General features: G+C 38.3%; 18 protein-coding genes, 8 tRNA genes and 1 other RNA gene. 17 read left to right on the top strand and 10 right to left on the bottom strand.

Annotated features, from left to right (window positions below; all coding sequences use genetic code 11):
- Positions 1-528 precede the first annotated feature (528 nt).
- From CDA10_RS01580 to coaD, 4 genes are all read right to left on the bottom strand, one after another.
- Positions 529-605 (bottom strand) — tRNA-Met (locus tag CDA10_RS01580).
- A 74-nt stretch (positions 606-679) separates the two neighbouring features.
- Positions 680-1,057, bottom strand: an RNA gene (rnpB, locus tag CDA10_RS01585) — RNase P RNA component class A.
- 26 nt (positions 1,058-1,083) lie between these two features.
- Entirely contained in the window at positions 1,084-1,347 is a 264-nt protein-coding gene (locus tag CDA10_RS01590; RefSeq protein ID WP_089603783.1) for a YfhL family 4Fe-4S dicluster ferredoxin, read from the bottom strand.
- 1 nt (position 1,348) lies between these two features.
- Positions 1,349-1,840, bottom strand: a complete 492-nt coding sequence (gene coaD / locus CDA10_RS01595) for a pantetheine-phosphate adenylyltransferase (RefSeq protein ID WP_089603784.1) — start codon at positions 1,838-1,840, stop codon at positions 1,349-1,351.
- 161 nt (positions 1,841-2,001) lie between these two features.
- Here coaD and smpB point away from each other — a divergent pair, with 161 nt between their 5' ends.
- Positions 2,002-2,478: an SsrA-binding protein SmpB gene (smpB, locus tag CDA10_RS01600; RefSeq protein WP_010113174.1), complete on the top strand. Its 477-nt coding sequence runs from the start codon at positions 2,002-2,004 to the stop codon at positions 2,476-2,478.
- Between the two features lie 71 nt (positions 2,479-2,549).
- On the opposite strand, the gene CDA10_RS01605 is transcribed toward smpB, so the two are convergent.
- Genes CDA10_RS01605 through rluD form a run of 3 tightly spaced genes read right to left on the bottom strand, consistent with a single transcriptional unit; the run spans position 2,550 to position 4,972 of the window.
- Positions 2,550-3,101: a flavodoxin family protein gene (locus tag CDA10_RS01605; RefSeq protein WP_089603785.1), complete on the bottom strand. Its 552-nt coding sequence runs from the start codon at positions 3,099-3,101 to the stop codon at positions 2,550-2,552.
- Between the two features lie 40 nt (positions 3,102-3,141).
- Entirely contained in the window at positions 3,142-3,882 is a 741-nt protein-coding gene (gene pgeF, locus CDA10_RS01610) for a peptidoglycan editing factor PgeF (protein WP_089603786.1), read from the bottom strand.
- 37 nt (positions 3,883-3,919) lie between these two features.
- Entirely contained in the window at positions 3,920-4,972 is a 1,053-nt protein-coding gene (gene rluD, locus CDA10_RS01615; protein WP_089603787.1) for a 23S rRNA pseudouridine(1911/1915/1917) synthase RluD, read from the bottom strand.
- A gap of 71 nt (positions 4,973-5,043) precedes the next feature.
- Between rluD and CDA10_RS01620 the strand changes: the two genes are divergently transcribed.
- Positions 5,044-6,060: an outer membrane protein assembly factor BamD gene (locus CDA10_RS01620; RefSeq protein ID WP_089603788.1), complete on the top strand. Its 1,017-nt coding sequence runs from the start codon at positions 5,044-5,046 to the stop codon at positions 6,058-6,060.
- 138 nt (positions 6,061-6,198) lie between these two features.
- Positions 6,199-8,097 carry a DNA primase gene (locus tag CDA10_RS01625; RefSeq protein ID WP_089603789.1) on the top strand — a complete coding sequence of 633 codons (1,899 nt, stop codon included), beginning with the start codon at positions 6,199-6,201 and terminating at the stop codon, positions 8,095-8,097.
- A gap of 68 nt (positions 8,098-8,165) precedes the next feature.
- On the opposite strand, the gene hemA is transcribed toward CDA10_RS01625, so the two are convergent.
- Positions 8,166-9,455, bottom strand: coding sequence for a glutamyl-tRNA reductase (gene hemA / locus CDA10_RS01630; protein ID WP_089603790.1), 1,290 nt, complete (start codon positions 9,453-9,455; stop codon positions 8,166-8,168).
- An 80-nt stretch (positions 9,456-9,535) separates the two neighbouring features.
- On the opposite strand from hemA, the gene CDA10_RS01635 reads away from it, so the two are divergent.
- The 14 genes from CDA10_RS01635 (at position 9,536) to panD (ending at position 15,998) form a co-directional block, all read left to right on the top strand.
- On the top strand, positions 9,536-11,248 hold the full coding sequence (locus tag CDA10_RS01635) for a tetratricopeptide repeat protein (protein WP_089603791.1): 1,713 nt from the start codon (positions 9,536-9,538) through the stop codon (positions 11,246-11,248).
- A 9-nt stretch (positions 11,249-11,257) separates the two neighbouring features.
- Positions 11,258-11,872, top strand: coding sequence for a lipoprotein insertase outer membrane protein LolB (gene lolB / locus CDA10_RS01640; RefSeq protein ID WP_089603792.1), 615 nt, complete (start codon positions 11,258-11,260; stop codon positions 11,870-11,872).
- 21 nt (positions 11,873-11,893) lie between these two features.
- On the top strand, positions 11,894-12,721 hold the full coding sequence (gene ispE / locus CDA10_RS01645; RefSeq protein ID WP_089603793.1) for a 4-(cytidine 5'-diphospho)-2-C-methyl-D-erythritol kinase: 828 nt from the start codon (positions 11,894-11,896) through the stop codon (positions 12,719-12,721).
- Positions 12,722-12,725: 4 nt separating this feature from the next.
- Positions 12,726-12,800: transfer RNA gene (locus tag CDA10_RS01650), tRNA-Gln, on the top strand.
- Positions 12,801-12,829: 29 nt separating this feature from the next.
- Positions 12,830-12,904 (top strand) — tRNA-Gln (locus tag CDA10_RS01655).
- 19 nt (positions 12,905-12,923) lie between these two features.
- Positions 12,924-12,998: transfer RNA gene (locus CDA10_RS01660), tRNA-Gln, on the top strand.
- A 104-nt stretch (positions 12,999-13,102) separates the two neighbouring features.
- A tRNA-Gln gene (locus tag CDA10_RS01665) sits at positions 13,103-13,177 on the top strand.
- A gap of 29 nt (positions 13,178-13,206) precedes the next feature.
- Positions 13,207-13,281: transfer RNA gene (locus CDA10_RS01670), tRNA-Gln, on the top strand.
- A 29-nt stretch (positions 13,282-13,310) separates the two neighbouring features.
- A tRNA-Gln gene (locus tag CDA10_RS01675) sits at positions 13,311-13,385 on the top strand.
- Between the two features lie 19 nt (positions 13,386-13,404).
- A tRNA-Gln gene (locus CDA10_RS01680) sits at positions 13,405-13,479 on the top strand.
- Between the two features lie 35 nt (positions 13,480-13,514).
- Positions 13,515-14,468: a ribose-phosphate pyrophosphokinase gene (locus CDA10_RS01685; protein WP_004722497.1), complete on the top strand. Its 954-nt coding sequence runs from the start codon at positions 13,515-13,517 to the stop codon at positions 14,466-14,468.
- 97 nt (positions 14,469-14,565) lie between these two features.
- The gene (gene rplY / locus CDA10_RS01690) at positions 14,566-14,862 is read left to right on the top strand and encodes a 50S ribosomal protein L25 (protein WP_089603794.1); all 297 of its coding nucleotides are present in this window, start codon (positions 14,566-14,568) and stop codon (positions 14,860-14,862) included.
- A 20-nt stretch (positions 14,863-14,882) separates the two neighbouring features.
- Positions 14,883-15,461: an aminoacyl-tRNA hydrolase gene (pth, locus tag CDA10_RS01695; RefSeq protein WP_089603795.1), complete on the top strand. Its 579-nt coding sequence runs from the start codon at positions 14,883-14,885 to the stop codon at positions 15,459-15,461.
- Between the two features lie 156 nt (positions 15,462-15,617).
- Positions 15,618-15,998: an aspartate 1-decarboxylase gene (panD, locus tag CDA10_RS01700; protein ID WP_089603796.1), complete on the top strand. Its 381-nt coding sequence runs from the start codon at positions 15,618-15,620 to the stop codon at positions 15,996-15,998.
- A gap of 81 nt (positions 15,999-16,079) precedes the next feature.
- On the opposite strand, the gene CDA10_RS01705 is transcribed toward panD, so the two are convergent.
- Positions 16,080-16,688, bottom strand: coding sequence for a GDYXXLXY domain-containing protein (locus CDA10_RS01705; RefSeq protein WP_089603797.1), 609 nt, complete (start codon positions 16,686-16,688; stop codon positions 16,080-16,082).
- Entirely contained in the window at positions 16,685-18,469 is a 1,785-nt protein-coding gene (locus CDA10_RS01710; RefSeq protein WP_089603798.1) for a DUF2157 domain-containing protein, read from the bottom strand. The genes CDA10_RS01705 and CDA10_RS01710 overlap by 4 nt, the downstream gene beginning before the upstream one ends.
- Between the last annotated feature and the right edge of the window lie 202 nt (positions 18,470-18,671).

Consider the following 18,671-nt stretch of genomic DNA (forward strand, 5'->3'; position numbering starts at 1 on the left):
AAAATGGTGCAATAAAAATTCCAGCAATAAGCTGGTTTTTTTATGCCTAAAATTTATAGCTCCTATTCAGCTAAAATAATATTGAATGGACTTTTTAGCAACCATTATTTTACTGAATTTTCAACCAATTAGATTGACTATCGATCGAATATCTGCGTATTCCCCTTCCAAATCTTTCAGCAATAATTCAATGTATTATGCCAATAATATAAGCACTCACCTGAAATTTTAATGTGCGATAAATTTTGATCACAGATTCAAAAAATAAAGTAAATATCCATAGAAATTAGACTCGAAACTTTCAAGTAAAACATCACATAATGAATTCAATTGAATGAAGTATCTTTTGCTTGGAACAATAGATTTTTTTATTTGAACCACTCAAACACATTTTTATTTTTTAATTACGAAAGGTAAAAGAAGTCTTTTTATCATTTATCTATTTTATCTTTGCTTTCTATAATAATTGCGACTTCGCATATTTTTTAGATAAAAAAAGACCACGTTTTGGAACGTGGTCTATAAAAATGGTGGCTATGACGAGACTTGAACTTGTGACCCCCGCATTATGAGTGCGGTGCTCTAACCAACTGAGCTACATAGCCGAAAAACTGTGGGCGCATTATGTGATGTTATGTTTAGTACGTCAAGTACTTAATGCGCTTAATTGATCAAAATTTGTTGAAGTGAGCCGATAAGCCGGGTTCTGTCGAGAACGATCATTCCTCTAGGCGTACAATCACTCATACGCTCCAGCAACCTACCCGGATCCAGCATGGGCCATGCCTAAAGGATCCCTATTTGGTCTTGCTTCCGGTGGGGTTTACCATGCCATGAACTGTTACCAGCCATGCGGTGCGCTCTTACCGCACCCTTTCACCCTTACCTTCTATTTCTCCGAAAAGAAACGATATTGAAGGCGGTCTACTCTCTGCTGCACTTTCCGTCGGTTCACACCGCCCAGGCGTTACCTGGCACCTTGCCCGTTGAAGCCCGGACTTTCCTCCCCTGCTTCAATCACGGAGATTTCCACAGCAGCGATCGTCTAGCTCACTTCGGGGCGTATCCTAACAAATTTTACAGCTAATTGCTTGTGCTTTTTTGAGCAATCAGTTTTTTATACTTTTCCATCAACTCATCTTGGCTTTCCACATGATTGGGATCAAGCGGAATACAGTCGACTGGACAGAAAAGTGAGCATTGTGGTTGATCATGATGTCCAACACATTCCGTACATAGGTTTGGATTAATTTCATAAATCTCCTCACCCATATAAATAGCATCGTTTGGACATACAGGTTCACACACATCACAATTGATGCATTCATCGGTAATGATTAAAGACACGCTACCAACCTTGTTGATGTTTACGATCAAAGGCTTCCACAACACATTGCGGAACAAATTTAGTCACTTCACCATTTAATCGTGCAATTTCCCGAACCATCGTTGAGGAAATAAATGAAAATTGCTCTGAAGGTGTTAAGAATACTGTTTCAAAATGCTGATCTAATTGACGATTCATATTGGCAAGTTGAAATTCGTATTCAAAATCAGAAACCGCTCTTAAACCACGTAATACTGCCGTTGCATTTTGCTCACGGGCAAAATTAACCAGTAGCCCATCAAAACCAACAAACTCGACATTGGGTAAATGTTTGAGCGAAATTTTAGCTAAATCTACACGCTCTTCCAAACTAAAGACTGGGTTTTTATGATGTCCAATCGCAATTGCGACCACAACCTCATCAAACATTCTGGCGGCACGAGCCACTAAATCGACATGACCATTGGTAATTGGATCAAAAGTCCCCGGATAGATGACACGAGTTTTAGACATCCATTTATACTCTAGTTTATGAAGTAAGCACCTAGTTTAACAAAAACTGAAATATTAGCGAATAACCTCAACTCATTTACAATCAGGTTTTTAATTCTGAAATGACTTCACCTTGACTCAAGTTTGAGGCAAAATAAGACTATTCTTGGAATATTTGTATTATGTCGAAAAACATTGTTGTTAAAAAAAATAATAGTGGGACGATTGCGCTAAATAAACGTGCACGCCACGATTATTTCATTGAAGAAAAATTTGAAGCTGGTCTCTCTTTGCAAGGCTGGGAAGTGAAATCGTTACGTGCTGGACGTATGACGATCACTGAAAGCTATATTACCTTTAAAAATAATGAAGCTTTCCTGTTTGGCGCTCAGATTCAACCTTTACTTTCTGCATCATCACATGTCGTGCCAGAAGCAACACGTACACGTAAATTATTACTTTCCCGTCGTGAACTTGAAAAGTTGATGGGCGCTATTAATCAAAAAGGTTATACCTGTGTGCCTTTAGCCTGTTATTGGAAAGGTCCTCTTGCTAAGCTTGAAATTGCCTTGGTAAAAGGTAAACAGTTACATGATAAACGTGCAACAGAAAAAGATCGTGATTGGCAGCGTGATAAAGCACGCATCATGCATAAGTAATCAACAAAATAATCGATACGTAAAAAAACCTCCGCTTGGAGGTTTTTTACAATTAATCTCAACTCAATAAGTTACTTCATTCGATTCACTTGCAATGCCGTATATTCACCAAACCATATTGCTGTTTCTAAGTCACCTTTAGGGGGCGTGACCTCTACAGGTGCATTATCAGATTGAGTCATTAATCCTAAAAAGCTCGACATGCGATTTAAGTCATTCAATCCACGCCCAGTAGGCATCAGCGGTAAACCGCTCCATAGCATGCCATGTTGCATAGCAAACAGATTGATTTGTTGAAGCACAGCCAATTTATCGCCACTTAAGCCACCGCCATTGGTGAAACCCGCAGCCAATTTCCCTTGCCAAGTACGTGCTAACCAGCGCTTAGATGACTGTTCCATAAATAATTTTAATGCTGAAGTTAGGCTTCCCATATAAGTAGGACAGCCAAAAATAATTGCATCAGCTTGGTCTAATATATCCCAATCTACATGTTCAACATTCATCATATGTACAACAACACCAACTTGCTCTATACCTTGTGCAATAGATTGAGCAACTTTTGCGGTATGCCCATAGGGACTGTGATAAACAATTGCAATCGATTTAGAAGATAGGGACATAGCGATGAATAACAAACAATTTTAGTCAAGTTTAACAGCTTCAAGCCATAAACACGAATGTTGCCATACGGCCTGTTTTGGCATGACGACGATAAGAATAGTAATCTTGTTCTTGACGGTAAGAACATTGATCACCACCTAAAACTGTTGCAACACCCTGTTGATTTAAAATAAAACGCGCAATCGCATAGAGATCTGCATAATATTTGCCTGCTTGCTCACCCTCTTGAAAAGCTGTTGCCAATACAGCATATTTCGAACAAAAAGCATCTTTTACTTCTGTTTCAACTTCAAAGCAAGGCTGACTAATTGCAGCGCCTAACCATGCCCATGTTGGTTTTGAACGCATTTCTGCAATAGTATTTTCAACAATACCACCAGCTAAACCACGCCACCCTGCATGTAAATTAGCAACTTCGCTACCATCTGCATTGCCTAAAACCACAGGCAAGCAATCCGCAGTCATCATCATTAACGCATGACCCTTTTTTTGCGTCACCAAACCATCACCAATAAGTGCTACTAAGGGTATTTCTTCATTGATGGTATGGCAGATTGTGCTATGCGTTTGCGTCATCCAAGTGATTTTATTGACACCAAACTCTGCAAACTCATCTAATAAGGTCATGCGATGGCTTTGGACACGCTGCGGATCATCATTCACATGCAACGCCAAATTAAAACCATCAAGCTCAGATTGCTCCGAAGCCAAAGCTTTAGGATGCTGGATATGTGTCTGTCCGACAAATACACCTTGTGGTAATCCTTGAACAAATTGCATGTGCTTTCTGATCCTTTTATTCAATTCACTTTTTCAATTAATAAGCTTTATTTTCTGAACGTAAAACATCCAATAGATCAATAAAGTCTTGTGGCCACGGCGCTTCAAACATCATTTCTTGCTTAGTTTGCGGATGGATCAAACCTAGTTTTGAAGCGTGTAAAGCTTGACGTTTAAAACCACGTAAAGTGCTCGCTAATTTGTCAGAAGCTCCAGCGGGTACTTTGACACGACTCACATAAATAGGATCACCTACTAAAGGGAAACCAATATAAGTGAAATGAATACGGATTTGATGGGTACGCCCTGTCTCAAGTTGTGCTTGTACGCGAGTGAAATGTTGAAAACGTTCTTTTACATTGTAATGCGTTACAGCATCACGACCGCCCGGCAAAATCGCCATTTTCACACGATCTACAGGATGACGTTTAATCGGTTCATCAATTTTACCACCTGCAATCATCGTCCCATAACAAATTAAGTCATATACACGATAAACCGTTTTTTTAGCCAATTGCTTACTGAGTGAAAATTGTGCTTCTAAATTTTTAGCGACGACTAATAAGCCACTGGTATCTTTATCAATACGATGCACTAAACCTGCACGAGTCAATTCTGCTGATTTTGGATAATGATAAAGCAACGCATTGACCAATGTTCCATTCGGATTACCTGCACCCGGATGAACAACCATACCGACAGGTTTATTGATGACCATGATGTCATCATCTTCATAGATGATATCTAAAGGAATATTTTCAGGCTGTGCCGAAGTTTGAGCTTCAAGCTCAACCTCAAGCGCCAGCATTTCATTGCCTTCGCACTTATACTTTGGTTTGACAATGTTACCATTTACCAACAAATGGCCATCCTTCATCCACTGTTTAAGTTTTTCGCGAGAAAACTCATTCCAAACAGTTGCTGCAACTTGATCTATACGTTGCCCTAAATAGCTGTCATCCAGTTGAAATTGCAACGATAAACGTGTTGCAGTCGGCGCAGAATTATGATTATCTGCATCCTCAGAATCTTCAAGTAAATTGAAATCATTTTCTGAGAGATTAGAATTAGAAGAGTGTGCTGAAGTCATTTGCTCATTCGGACAAAAGTGGTTTAATAGCGCAATTGTAGCCTATTGCCCGTATAAACAGAGGAATTTTTATGTCGCTACCACGTTATAAAGTCACAATGCTTGCTTTAACTGTAGGCTTAGCAACAGCTTTTGTAGGTTGTAGCAGCAATCCTAAGAAAGATGTTGTGGATACAGGCCCTCAATCTAGCGAGCAAATTTATTTCAAAAAAGCGATGAAATCCCTAGATAATGGACAATATGGCGACGCTGCAAAATCTTTAGAGGCAATTGATACTTATTATCCAACTGGGCAATATGCGCAACAAGCTCAACTCGAATTGATTTATACAAAATTTAAGCAAAAAGATTTTGAAGGTACAATCACTCTTGCAGATCGTTTTATTCGTTTAAATCCGCAACATCCAAATTTAGACTATGCCTACTATGTTCGTGGTGTTGCGAATATGGAGCAAAACTATGACAGCATGTTGCGTTATACGTCATTAAAACAAGCGCACCGTGATGTAGGTTATCTGAAAGTTGCTTATCAAAACTTTGTGGATTTAATTCGTCGTTACCCATCGAGCCAATATTCTGTAGATGCAGCGCAACGAATGAAGTTCATTGGTCAAGAATTGGCTGAGAGTGAAATGAATGCAGCTCGCTTTAATATTGAACGTAAAGCGTATTTGGCTGCTGTTGAACGCTCTCAATGGGTAATAGAACATTATCCACAAACACCTCAAGTTCCTGAAGCTTTAGCAACCATGGCTTATGGTTATGAAAAACTAGGGGATAAAGCAACATCACAACAATATGTTGATGTTTTAAAGAAAAATTATCCAAATCTAGTTAAATCAAATGGTGAAGTAAATTTACGCGCTGCACGTAGAGAAGCAAGCTGGGTGAACCGTGCCACTTTAGGTATTTTTGGACGTAGTGACAATGCAGAAATTGCCAAAGAAGCGCCAACACAGGTAACCACTGAGCAAGAAGCAAGTTTATTAAATAAGGTTAGTTTTGGCTTATTGGATCGTCCAAATCGTCAAGTTTCAAGCGAGCCTGCACGTGCAGATGAAAGCTTATATGATGGTCAACGCAAATAACCATATATTAAGCGAACGATATAAACGAACGACAGATTAAGACGGGTTTTTACCCGTCTTTTTTATGCATAGATATTTTTCAATTTCAAACTAAGGTACACTTTGCCTTTGTAATTATGTATTCATTTTGGCTTTTCTATGGCAATTCCTCAACACACTATTGATCAAATTCTCGATCGCACAGACATTGTCGAGCTGATTGGTCAACGTGTGAAATTGAAAAAGACAGGACGCACCTATTCAGGCTGCTGCCCTTTTCATCAGGAAAAATCGCCTTCTTTTCATGTGTATCGTGACAAACAGTATTACCACTGCTTTGGTTGCCAAGCCAATGGTAATGCGATCCGTTTTCTTATGGATATTGATAATCGTAACTTTATCGACGTGATGAAGGAATTATCAAGTCATTCAGGTGTCGAACTTCCAAAAGATAATCACGACAATAAAAAATTGTCTTATAAACGCGAAGTAGTAAAACCTCAACCCAAACCTGAAATAAAAACACAGGATTCTCAGCCATCTAAAATAACCAATGAATCTGTAGTACCTGTCGATATTGATCCTTTTGAAGCATTTCAAAATTATTCAGAATTTGAAAACTTTGACCCGACACAATTCGGTGATGCAGGCTTTGATCAACCTCCCATTGATGGCAATCTCTATGATTTGCTCGAAAATATTGCCCAATTTTACGAGCGACAGTTACCCAACAGTAAAACTGCACAGCACTATTTTAAACATCGTGGATTGGGTAAAGAAACTATTCAATATTGGCGTTTAGGTTATGCGCCTGAAGACTGGCAACACTTAGAAAAAGCCTTTCCACAAGATATTGAAGGTTTAAAACTACTTGGTTTGATTCGTACCAGTGATAGTGGTCGTGATTTTGACCTTTTACGAGATCGAGTCATCTTCCCAATTCGAGACAGCAAAGGACGTGTTGTCGGTTTTGGTGGTCGTGCACTTAATGATGAAATTAAGCCTAAATATATCAACTCACCTGACTCTGAAGTCTTTCATAAAAACCAACTGCTTTATGGTCTATATGAAGGTCGTAAAGATCGAGCACAGAATTGGCTCATGGTTGAAGGATATATGGATGTCATCGCCCTACAACAAAACGGTATTTCAGGTGCTGTGGCAACATTGGGAACAGCCAGTAATGCAGATCATTTAAATATTTTATTTAAACAAAACAGCCAAATCACGATTGCCTTTGATGGCGATGCCGCAGGTCAAAAAGCGGCTCGTCGCACTTTAGAAATCGCCTTGCCTTTACTCAATGATGGTCGTGAGCTGAAGTTCTTTGTCTTACCTAAAGAACACGATCCAGACTCACTCATTCGTAAAGAAGGCTTAGAAATATTCAATCGTTTGTGGCAACAGTCGCCATTATTGTCTGATTTTGTGTTTGCTTTACTCAGTCAAAATTATGAAATTGGTACACCTGAAGGTAAAAGTCAGGTCATGGCAGAGTTGAATCAATTAACTGAATTGCTACCCAAACATGGTTCATATCGCTATTTATTACGTCAATTTTTTAAAGAAAAACTTGGATTCAATAAAAAATGGCAACCTCAAGTCAGTTTGGATGCGACCCTATCATTTAAACAAAATATGGGCAATGAAGAGTTTGCAATCGCAATTTTAATGCAACACCCTTTCCTTTATATCCATTTTGAAGTTTTACGAGCTTTTATCGATTCTAATGAGCTATTGGCACAAATTTTAGCTGTATTTGATCGTATCTTTGATGAATTACCTGATGATCAAGAACTTGCAACCTATTATATTTTAGGGGCTTGTAGTGCATACCATTTAGAATTATCAGACATTATGCAACGTACCAATATTCAAGCATTTACCGAAGCACCTGAAATGGCAGACAAGTTAGCATCTGATTATTCTTTAGCTTTACAAGAGAAATATCTAAAACAAAAACTTAAATCACCGATTTCTTTGAGTGAATCGCGTAATTTACGTAAGCAACTCAATGAGCTCACTCGACAAATCAGTTTAAAGTTAGTGCATAACTAGTGTTGTCTTTAAACTCAGTAGAGTTCTTTTAAGCGGAATTATTTGAAATAAAGTTCTTATAAACAAAGTTATTTAATACTTTTTGGTTTTCTTTCTTGTTCAAAAATATCGTGAATCCTTTCTTTAAGCCATTCAAAATGTGAAGGATCATCTTCCTGAGCAGCTTGGCGGAATATAATTGAAGTCGGATGGAGTAATTTTTGCGTTAAACGATGTGAAAAATCTTCCAAAACATGCTGTGGATCTTCACCTGCCTGAATTCGCTCTAAGGCATCGGCCAATTCAATCTGACTTTGTATTTCACCATGTTCACGAAACTGCTGAATTGTGCTGCCTGCTTGGTGAATTCGTTGATGGGTAATCAATTGAGTAACCAATTGATTGACCATGACTTCAGCTTCGACAGCCGCTTGACGACGATGTGCTAAATTCTCATCGATAACACCTTGTAAATCATCGACGCCATACAGATATACCCCATCCAAACTTTCTACTTTTGGGTCAATATCACGCGGTACAGCTAAATCAACCATAAGCATCTGTTGATAACGACGTTTTTTCAAAGCAGTTTTAACATCTTTATATGCAATCACTTGATGCAAGCTACCCGTGCAGCTTGAAATTACATCAGCACGATATAAATTTTCAGTAAGCTCCGCGAATGGGATAATTTCAACTTCAACACGATGTGCAATTTCTTGTGCTAAATGTTCTGCACGTTCAACGCTTCTGTTGCAAATCAAAATTTTAGCAACACCCATTTCCGCCAAATGTTTAGCAACCAAACTGTTCATTTCACCCGCAGCAACCACCATGACGGTCAGTTGATTGGGTTTACTAAAGACTTGCAACGCGAGCTGAGCAACAGCATAACCCATTGAAACAGCATGACTGCCTACCGCTGTTTCTGAGCGCACACGCTTCGCTGCGTAAAAAACATATTCAAAAATTTGGCTTAAATCTTGAGAAACAATGTCAGCATCTTTTGCTAAAGCTAAAGCTGTTTTAACTTGACCAAGAATTTGAGGTTCACCCAACATCAATGAATCTAAACCACTTGCTACTCGCATGAGATGCGAAACCGCATCGGTATTTTCATAACGATATACATGATTTGACAATTGCTTTACATCAATACCGTTGGTTTGGGCGAGCCAATGCAATACCATATCAGCATTTTCAGCCATGGCATAAACTTCAGTACGATTACAGGTTGAAACCACCACCATATCGTTTAAATTTTGTTGGTCATTTTGCTGAGCAAATAAATCTTTTAATCGTTCTGGATTAAAAGCCACTTGTTCGCGCAGCTCAACTGAAGCTGTTTGATGGTTGACACCCAATGCAAAGAAAGACATATCAGATCATCATTTCGCTAAATTTATGCTATTGTGCAATAACGGTGTCATAGAAAGCATTACTTGGATTCGGAAAAAAATTGCGTCAAATAAACAACCGCTTAAGCGGCTCGACAATTAAGCAATATTCTACCACATTCTTACTTGTAGGTAGCATGGCTTCTAGTGCTCATATTAGAGCATCTGGAGAATTTTATCATACAAAATATAATACTAATGCATTAAAACAAAGCATGATCGCTGAATTTTCACTGGCGTATCACGATAGCGCAACAGCCCTACATAATTATACCGTCCTTGCGATTCGCAGTAATTCAACCACCATTAAACAACGTGCGTTGAATATTGCAATTGAACAAAATGATTTACAAGCAGCTTTAGATATTGCGACACATTGGGTTGTTCAAGAACCTGAAGATGTCCCTGCAAAATTCTATTTAGCGCACATTGCGCTTAAATCGCATGAATATGAACTGGCTGCCGAAACACTCGATAGTATTTTAAATATCGATCAAAATGCTGATCTTGAAAAGATTTTAGAAGGTATTTCTCCTGAATCTGAAGAAGATCGTCAAAACCTACTCAACACATTAACAGCCAGTAAAGAAAAGAATAACCCTTCTGTTTTGATCCTAATCGCTGGTTTAGAAGCCCAAAATGACGAAGTTGAACAAGCTTTAAAAACCGTCAATAAAGCTTTGCGCAAACGTCCTAAAGTTACTGGTTTCATCCTGATGAAAGCCAATTTACTTGAAGCTTTAGGCGACCAAGAAGCAACCTTGGATTGGTATGCACGCAGTAGTAAAAAGAATAAATATAATTTAGATATTCGTTTGGCTGAAGTGAAGTATTTAATCAAAATACAACAGGATGAATTGGCCTTAGAAAAGCTAGAAAAAATCATTGAAAATTGGCCAGATGCAGAAGAAGCCCTATTTATTGCAGGATTGACTGCAATTGATTTAAAGAAACTTGATCAAGCTGAACAATATTTGGTTGAGTTACGTTATTCATCTCGTTATCAAAATGAAGCTTATTTTTACCTTGCTGTAAATGCTGAAAAAAAACAAAATGATGAAACTGCTAAAGCCTACTATCGTTTAGTCGATGGCAATTTATATACCGTCTCACGCCGTAACCTGATTTCGATTTATGAGCGACAAGGTAAAGTAAATGATGCTTTGCGCTTCTTAACACAAGAACGTGTAAATTACCCGCAACATGCAAGCTTTTTATACCAAGCTCAAGCTGAAATTTTAAAACGTATGGACAATAAAAAAGCAGCTTTGCGATTATTGAATGAAGCCGTTAAAAACCTGCCTGATGATCCTGAAATTTTATATTCAGAAGTATTACTGCTTGATCCCTTTGAAGACCGTGATCGTTTGGATAAAGCCTTAAAACAATTGTTAATTTTAGAGCCTAATAGCCCAACGTATTTGAATGCATACGCTTATACATTAGCTTTACAAAACAGACGCTTAAGTGAAGCCAGATCTTATGCTGAACATGCTTTAGAATTTGCTCCTGAACAGGCTTCAATTCTAGATACGCTAGGCTATATCACATTTCTACAAAATGACTTTGAAGCATCTTCGCAAATCTTAGCCAAAGCTTATCATTTGAGTCATAGCATTAATATTGGCGTACGTTATGCAAAATCTTTGTATATGCAAGGTTCTTTAGCGCAATTTAATGAAGTGTTACAACAACTCAAACAAAATCATCCAAATGATCCTCAATTAAATCAATTAGATTCATTAATATTACCGCAACATATTAAAAAGAGTTAATGGCCCTTTATGCGTAACTTCAAACAAATTGCTTTCCCTTTTATCATCATGACGAGTCTGGTATTTACAGGTTGTCAACAAGTGGTTAAACCGACACAGACCACAACCACTGTAGGCGCACCAGCCTCCACAGCAACCGACATCGTGATTGAAAAACCAACGAACCAATTCAGTTTAGAAGGCAAAATTGGTGTAAAAACACCGAAGCAATCGGGTAGCGCATTTTATACATGGGTACAAGACCAACAAGATTTTAATATTCAACTCAATGGAATTTTAGGCATTGGCAAAACCATTATTGAAGGAAAATCAGGTGAAGTGACGCTCAATAGTTCCAAAACAGGTTTAATTTCTGCTGAAAACCCTGAAGAATTGTTGGAAAAAGCAACGGGGTGGATTGCACCTATTACCCATATTGTCGCTTGGGTTCAAGCTGTTCCTGCGACTGAAAATGCAAAAATTTCCCGAGACAATACACAACGAGTTTCACAAATTATTGAAGATGGCTGGACTGTCGATTTTAATTATAAAGATCAGGCTAAATTGCCAAATAAGTTGATTTTAAAACAACAACTTGAAGCAGATCAGGAAAACCGTATTACAATGGTCATTCAAAATCGTTAATTCATTTAAGTTTTCAATCCTATGATTCGAGTCCCCTCACCTGCTAAATTAAATCTTTTTTTGCACATCACAGGGCGTCGTGAAAATGGCTACCATGAATTGCAAAGTATTTTTCAACTGATAGATTTGTTCGATTGGCTTGAATTTACTCAAACGGTAGATTCTGCAATTCACATTGATGGCTTAAATGATGTTGATCTAGAACAAAATTTAATCTACAAAGCGATACAAATTTTAAAGCCTTATGCACAAAACATATCAGGTTTAAAAGTTCGTATTGAAAAAAATATCCCAATGGGTGCAGGCTTAGGTGGCGGTTCATCCAATGCAGCAACGGCTTTAATTGTGGTCAACCAGCTGTGGCAATGTGGTTTAAATACTGAACAATTGGCTGAACTTGGTGTTAAACTGGGCGCAGATGTTCCAATCTTTGTACATGGTCGTAATGCATGGGCAGAAGGGATCGGCGAACACTTAACATTCATAGACTTAGATCAAAAACAATACATTGTGTTAAAACCTGATTGTTTTATCAGCACTCAACTACTTTTTTCGCAAAAAACATTGACAAGAGATACGAAGCCTACTAAATTTTGCGCCTATCAGCTAAAGCCATCTGATTTTAGAAATAACTTTGAGCCACTGGCAAGAAGTTTATATCCTGAAGTCGATGAAGCAATGCAATACTTAGATCAGTTCGGTAAAGCAAAGCTTACAGGTACAGGTGCTTGTGTTTTTGTTGAAGTCACTGAAAAAATGAAGATTGATGATATTTTAAATCATTCACCTTGCAAAGCCTATTTGGTTAGTAGTTTGAATGAATCACCACTTATTCATTTTAAAGTGTAATGATAGGGGCGTCGCCAAGTGGTAAGGCACCGGGTTTTGATCTCGGCATCCGTTGGTTCGAATCCAGCCGCCCCTGCCATTATTTTCATCTGTAGATCGTTGTATTTTAGGGGCGTCGCCAAGTGGTAAGGCACCGGGTTTTGATCTCGGCATCCGTTGGTTCGAATCCAGCCGCCCCTGCCATTATTTACAACATCAAATTAGGGGCGTCGCCAAGTGGTAAGGCACCGGGTTTTGATCTCGGCATCCGTTGGTTCGAATCCAGCCGCCCCTGCCATTTTTAAGTTCAAAAGACAGAATAAATTACTGACTTTTCTGCATTGGTTTTTTGTGAAAAAACCTTGACAGATAACAGTAAAAATATTAAAGTTCTGCCGCATTAGGGGCGTCGCCAAGTGGTAAGGCACCGGGTTTTGATCTCGGCATCCGTTGGTTCGAATCCAGCCGCCCCTGCCATTATTTACATCTGTAGATCGTTGTATTTTAGGGGCGTCGCCAAGTGGTAAGGCACCGGGTTTTGATCTCGGCATCCGTTGGTTCGAATCCAGCCGCCCCTGCCATTATTTACATCTGTAGATCGTTGTATTTTAGGGGCGTCGCCAAGTGGTAAGGCACCGGGTTTTGATCTCGGCATCCGTTGGTTCGAATCCAGCCGCCCCTGCCATTTAATACAACATCAAATTAGGGGCGTCGCCAAGTGGTAAGGCACCGGGTTTTGATCTCGGCATCCGTTGGTTCGAATCCAGCCGCCCCTGCCATTTAATTTTAAATTTCCAACCGCCAAGGGTGCTTCATGCCCAATCTTGTCGTTTTTAGTGGAACTGCACATCCACAATTCGCCCAAAAAGTCGTTAGCCACTTGCACATCCCTTTGGGAGCTGCTGCTGTAGGTAAATTTTCTGATGGTGAAATCACCGTCGAAATTACTGAAAATGTGCGTGGTAAAGACGTATTTATCGTACAGCCTACTTGTGCCCCGACGAATGATAACCTAATGGAAATCTTAGTTATGGCTGATGCTTTGCGTCGTGCAAGTGCTGGTCGTATTACGGCTGTGATTCCTTACTTCGGTTATGCACGCCAAGACCGTCGTCCTCGTTCAACTCGTGTACCAATCACAGCTAAAGTTGTTGCAGATATGCTAACAACTGTTGGGATTGACCGTGTTGTCATGATCGACTTGCATGCAGACCAAATCCAAGGTTTCTTCGATATTCCAGTAGATAACATCTACGGTACGCCTGCTTTGCTTGCTGACTTGCGTCAACAACAACATCATAACTTGATGGTGGTTTCACCTGACGTTGGTGGTGTTGTACGTGCACGTGCTGTTGCAAAACAAATGGGCGATATCGATCTTGCGATTATTGATAAACGCCGTCAAAAAGCGAATGAATCACAAGTGATGCATTTGATTGGTGACGTACGTGATCGTGACTGTGTTATTGTTGATGACATGGTTGATACCGCAGGTACTTTGTGTAAAGCTGCTGACGCATTAAAAACTTTTGGTGCTCGCAAAGTTGTTGCTTATGCAACACATCCAGTACTTTCAGGTAAAGCACTTGAAAATTTAAGCAAATCTGTAATTGATGAATTGGTTGTTACTGACACAATTCCATTATCAGATGAAGCTTTAAAGCTTGGTAAGATTCGCCAAGTTTCTGTAGCAAGTATGGTTGCAGAAACAATTCGTCGTATTAATAACGAAGAATCTATTAGCGCGATGTTCGATTCTTATCTATAATAGCGCAAATTTTCGAAGCCCTGCCCTTTGGTGGGGCTTTCTATCACTGAACTGGTCGAAAGTTCAGTCTAATTAAACTCAATGAGGAAATGTCATCATGGCAAACTTCGTATTAAATGCAGTAGCACGTGAAGAAGCAGTTCAAGGGAAAGGTTCGAGCCGCCGCCTTCGCCTGCAAAATAAAGTTCCAGCGATCATCTACGGTGGTTCTGCTGAACCTGTAGCTGTAACTTTAGAGCTTCGTGAACTTGTTAAAGCTTTAGAAAACAATGCTTTCTTTGAAGAAGTAATTGAAGTAAACATCGACGGTAAAGCTGAAAGCGTTAAAATCCAAGCTTTACAACGTCACCCAGCTAAAAATACTCCTATGCACGCAGATTTCAAACGCGCATAAGTATTTAATGGTGTAAATGAGTGAGTAAACTTTCACTGATTATCGGTTTGGGTAATCCCGGTTCGGAATATGCCCAAACCCGCCATAATGCGGGCTTCTGGTTTGTAGAACGCCTTGCAGAACGATATGGCATCCACTTAAAAACTGATTCAAAGTATAAAGGGATCAGTGGTCGTGGTAATATTGAAGGTCAAGACATTCGTCTGTTGTTGCCGACAACCTTCATGAATCTTTCTGGTCAAAGTGTTGTACCCTTTGCCAAATTCTATCAAATTAAACCTGAAGAAATTCTCATTGCCCATGACGAACTGGATATGGATCCGGGTATCATTCGTCTGAAAACAGGTGGTGGACATGGTGGTCATAATGGTCTACGAGACATTGTCCCACACATTGGTTCTAATTTTCATCGCTTACGTATAGGCATAGGACATCCAGGCGCGAAAGAAAAAGTTTCTGGGCATGTTTTAGGTAAAGCACCAAGCAGTGAACAAATTTTGATGGATGATGCAATTCATCATGCTTTGGGCAGAACAAAATTATTGGTTAATGGCGAGATTCAACAAGCAATGAATCAAATAAATGCTTACAAACCTTAATTTTGGATCCGTAAAAAAATATTCTTTGTTAAACAATTTTCCTTGCCATGATACATTTTTAAGAGCAAAATGCGCTTTCTAATGCATCCTCCCTATTGAAAATTGTTAAATAAACACCAAATAACAATCGTAAGGGCTACTCTGGAGACGCGAATCATGCTATCTCGTTTATTAAAAGCAAAAATCCACCGTTGTGTTGTTACACAAGCTGAACTTCATTATGAAGGTTCTTGCGCAATTGACGGTACTCTTTTGGATTTAGCTGGTATCCGCGAATATGAAGAAATTCACATTTGGAACGTGACTAATGGTAAGCGCTTTACAACTTACGCGATTCGTGGCGAAGAAGGTTCTGGCATCATTTCTGTAAATGGTGGTGCTGCACATCAAGCTGATGTTGGCGATTTATTAATTATTGCAACATTTGGCGATTTCAGCAATGCTGAAGCTGATGCACATAAACCGCGTTTGGTTTATGCAAACCCAAACAATACAGTCAACCACACTGCAAACTGTATTCCTGTTCAAGTTGCTTAATTTAAGTTGCTTATATTGTACAGTCGCAAAAAATCCGCTTAATGCGGATTTTTTATTGTGATAAATTTTTTAATGCCTTGATTAAGCATTGACCTTTATCGTATGAAAGCTTTGAAACCAATCACGTTTCGCTTCACAGCCTAAATCTTGTAGCTGATCACCTTTCAATGCGGTGAGTATAGCATTCCCCTGTTCATCGACCTTAAATTCAGCATATTTGGCTTGTTGATAGCAATCTGCTAAACCTTCTGCAAAAAGAAAACTGTTCGATGCAGGATATAGCATACTGTGCCGATTATTTGGGTTTTGGAGAATCAGTCGGTAAGTGCGAACTTTTTGGGGTAGCTCAAAACGGGTATGTATCACTCGCCTTTGTTGATCTAATTCAACATAAGTCACGATTGAAGACTTATTCTTAATGATTTGATCAAAATAATAACCCGAAAAAATATGATCTTCTGAATTGATATTGGGTTGATCTGTATTTTCAAGAGCTGAATTTTGAGGTGCAAAATACAGTTGATAATTCAAAGCCATATAATCTCCCTGAAGAATCGAACGCGGATCTACAGGTTGTAAACGTACATAGATGCTTTCGCTATTTTTCAAGTGCAGTTCATTTTTAAAAATCATACCTAAAAAAACAACAATACTGAATAATGCTAAACAAAGAGGAATCATTTTCTTCATACGCTTAACTCCTCTTTATTTTTAAATTTATTCAAGACCACAGTCAGTAATAACAATACCAAACCAGACATAAAAATACTTAAACTCTTAATCAGGAATGGGACATCTAATGAATAATATAAAAAACCTAAAATTAAGGCGAAAGTGACCAATGCAAAACTATATACAACTTTGTCTTGTTTCCTTAATGTCCATGAAAGTACAGCTAAGCAAATAAAAATATCGAAATAACCATAAAAAATTAACAAGGCGGCAAAAACAATTAAGATCAATTGCCCAAATAAATTAACCTGTTTCTGAATATGTAAAAATATAAAAAGAATGAGCCATAAGATCGGTAAGCCAAATACTAATATTGGAATATATTCAATTCTTGCCAATTCATATTTCCCAAATAAGGTATGCAAACCCATTGAAAATAAAATTATAACAAGAACGGCCAGTAATAAACTACGTTGATATTCATCTGGTTTAATCCATTTAATCGCAAGGATTACAAAATAGAATATATAGTTCCAAAGCACCAAATAGGCAAAATTTGTAAAAAGATTGATCCAGCTTAGATATGCATTATATTCCCAAATATAAGCAACACCAGCTGCATACAAACTCAAGATTTGGAGAAAGACAAAAAACCAATGTGTTCGCATAAAACAGCTTAAGATCAGCATTCCCAATTGTAACAATACAATAGGAAGTATTTGATCTATTAAATCAGCGGTATGAAAGATAACTGCGATTTGCCCAGCAACCCATATACAATAAGCAAACTGCCTTAAAAACAGACGTTGTGAAACTTTCAAAAGATAAGCTGCGACAGCAACAAAAACTACGCCCATAATCAAAGAAAAATTTCCCCAAAATGTCAGCATGAGCGATGCAAAAAAAGCGCCTGAAATCCAAGCACCAACAGCAAGTGGAATAGCATTAAATCGACTTTGAGGAATGAATTTAATCAACAGATAAGTAATTAAAGCAAACCACGCAAAAACAATCAGGGCTATAAAAAATAATTCAAAAATTTCATTATGACCCCCAAAATTAGCCACCACTTTAACAATAATTAAGGTGAATGTGACCCCCAGTCCAACTGATGAAAGCACACTACACAATGAATCTTTATTTTTATAATAATATGTCAATGAAATACCTAATGGTATGAAAGCCAGAATAAAATAAAGAAAGCCTTTGTGATCATATAAATACATCATCATGTGCCAAACAGAGAGCATGGCAAACCACAATAGGAATATATAACGTAATTTTGAATAGTACTTATTACAAAAATAAAATTGAATGAGCGCAAATAGGTTAATGCAAACTAGAAACAATTCAGGATATTGATCCCCAAAAAAAGTTTGGATAAAAAACATGAAAAGTGCAATCTGACTGACTATACATAATAAAAGGAAAACACCAATATTATGACGATATAGCCACGGTAAAAGTAAAACGGACCAAATCAGAAATAAGAGATAACTGTCAGCACCTGTTTGGTAAGTCTGCCCAATCACGGCCAAACTCAAACCAATCATCAAACCACATATGGTATGAAAACATTGCACTAAGAAATCATACTTTACGACCAGCAAACTACAAATTGCGCTCAGTAATAATAAAACTTGGGGGATAGCAAGCTGAATTATTTGTGGCAACAGCAACCAGTTGGCAGCAACCAAATACAACATACTTACAGCAAGCAATGTAAAACCAAAAACCTGTAAATGTTTGATGAATAATTCTGTATTCCAAGGATAGTACTGTGTTGGTATTTTTATCAATCTTCATTCCTCGCTGTCGTTTTTATTTCAAAAGTCGATATTAAAAACTCATTTCCTATTTAACCTGAGTTCGGGATAAGATATGTTCCCAACTATATGATACGCGGAAACGTCAGTCGCATTGTTTGAGGCAGGGCTGCACCTGTAATATACTGTTTTTGCAATATATTTGGTACTTGATAGTATCTGTCGAGTTGGCGAC

The organism is Acinetobacter piscicola (assembly GCF_002233755.1).
Classification (GTDB): Bacteria; Pseudomonadota; Gammaproteobacteria; order Pseudomonadales; family Moraxellaceae; genus Acinetobacter; species Acinetobacter piscicola.

What these genes read in the sequence shown, in the direction of transcription:
- ispE (WP_089603793.1), top strand. Translation starts at nt 11,894, where the DNA reads ATGATTCGAGTCCCCTCACCTGCTAAATTAAATCTTTTTTTGCACATC.
- rluD (WP_089603787.1), bottom strand. Translation starts at nt 4,972, where the DNA reads ATGACTTCAGCACACTCTTCTAATTCTAATCTCTCAGAAAATGATTTC.
- CDA10_RS01705 (WP_089603797.1), bottom strand. Translation starts at nt 16,688, where the DNA reads ATGAAGAAAATGATTCCTCTTTGTTTAGCATTATTCAGTATTGTTGTT.
- CDA10_RS01685 (WP_004722497.1), top strand. Translation starts at nt 13,515, where the DNA reads ATGCCCAATCTTGTCGTTTTTAGTGGAACTGCACATCCACAATTCGCC.
- CDA10_RS01625 (WP_089603789.1), top strand. Translation starts at nt 6,199, where the DNA reads ATGGCAATTCCTCAACACACTATTGATCAAATTCTCGATCGCACAGAC.
- panD (WP_089603796.1), top strand. Translation starts at nt 15,618, where the DNA reads ATGCTATCTCGTTTATTAAAAGCAAAAATCCACCGTTGTGTTGTTACA.
- lolB (WP_089603792.1), top strand. Translation starts at nt 11,258, where the DNA reads ATGCGTAACTTCAAACAAATTGCTTTCCCTTTTATCATCATGACGAGT.
- CDA10_RS01620 (WP_089603788.1), top strand. Translation starts at nt 5,044, where the DNA reads ATGTCGCTACCACGTTATAAAGTCACAATGCTTGCTTTAACTGTAGGC.
- smpB (WP_010113174.1), top strand. Translation starts at nt 2,002, where the DNA reads ATGTCGAAAAACATTGTTGTTAAAAAAAATAATAGTGGGACGATTGCG.
- CDA10_RS01605 (WP_089603785.1), bottom strand. Translation starts at nt 3,101, where the DNA reads ATGTCCCTATCTTCTAAATCGATTGCAATTGTTTATCACAGTCCCTAT.
- pgeF (WP_089603786.1), bottom strand. Translation starts at nt 3,882, where the DNA reads ATGCAATTTGTTCAAGGATTACCACAAGGTGTATTTGTCGGACAGACA.
- hemA (WP_089603790.1), bottom strand. Translation starts at nt 9,455, where the DNA reads ATGTCTTTCTTTGCATTGGGTGTCAACCATCAAACAGCTTCAGTTGAG.
- rplY (WP_089603794.1), top strand. Translation starts at nt 14,566, where the DNA reads ATGGCAAACTTCGTATTAAATGCAGTAGCACGTGAAGAAGCAGTTCAA.
- coaD (WP_089603784.1), bottom strand. Translation starts at nt 1,840, where the DNA reads ATGTCTAAAACTCGTGTCATCTATCCGGGGACTTTTGATCCAATTACC.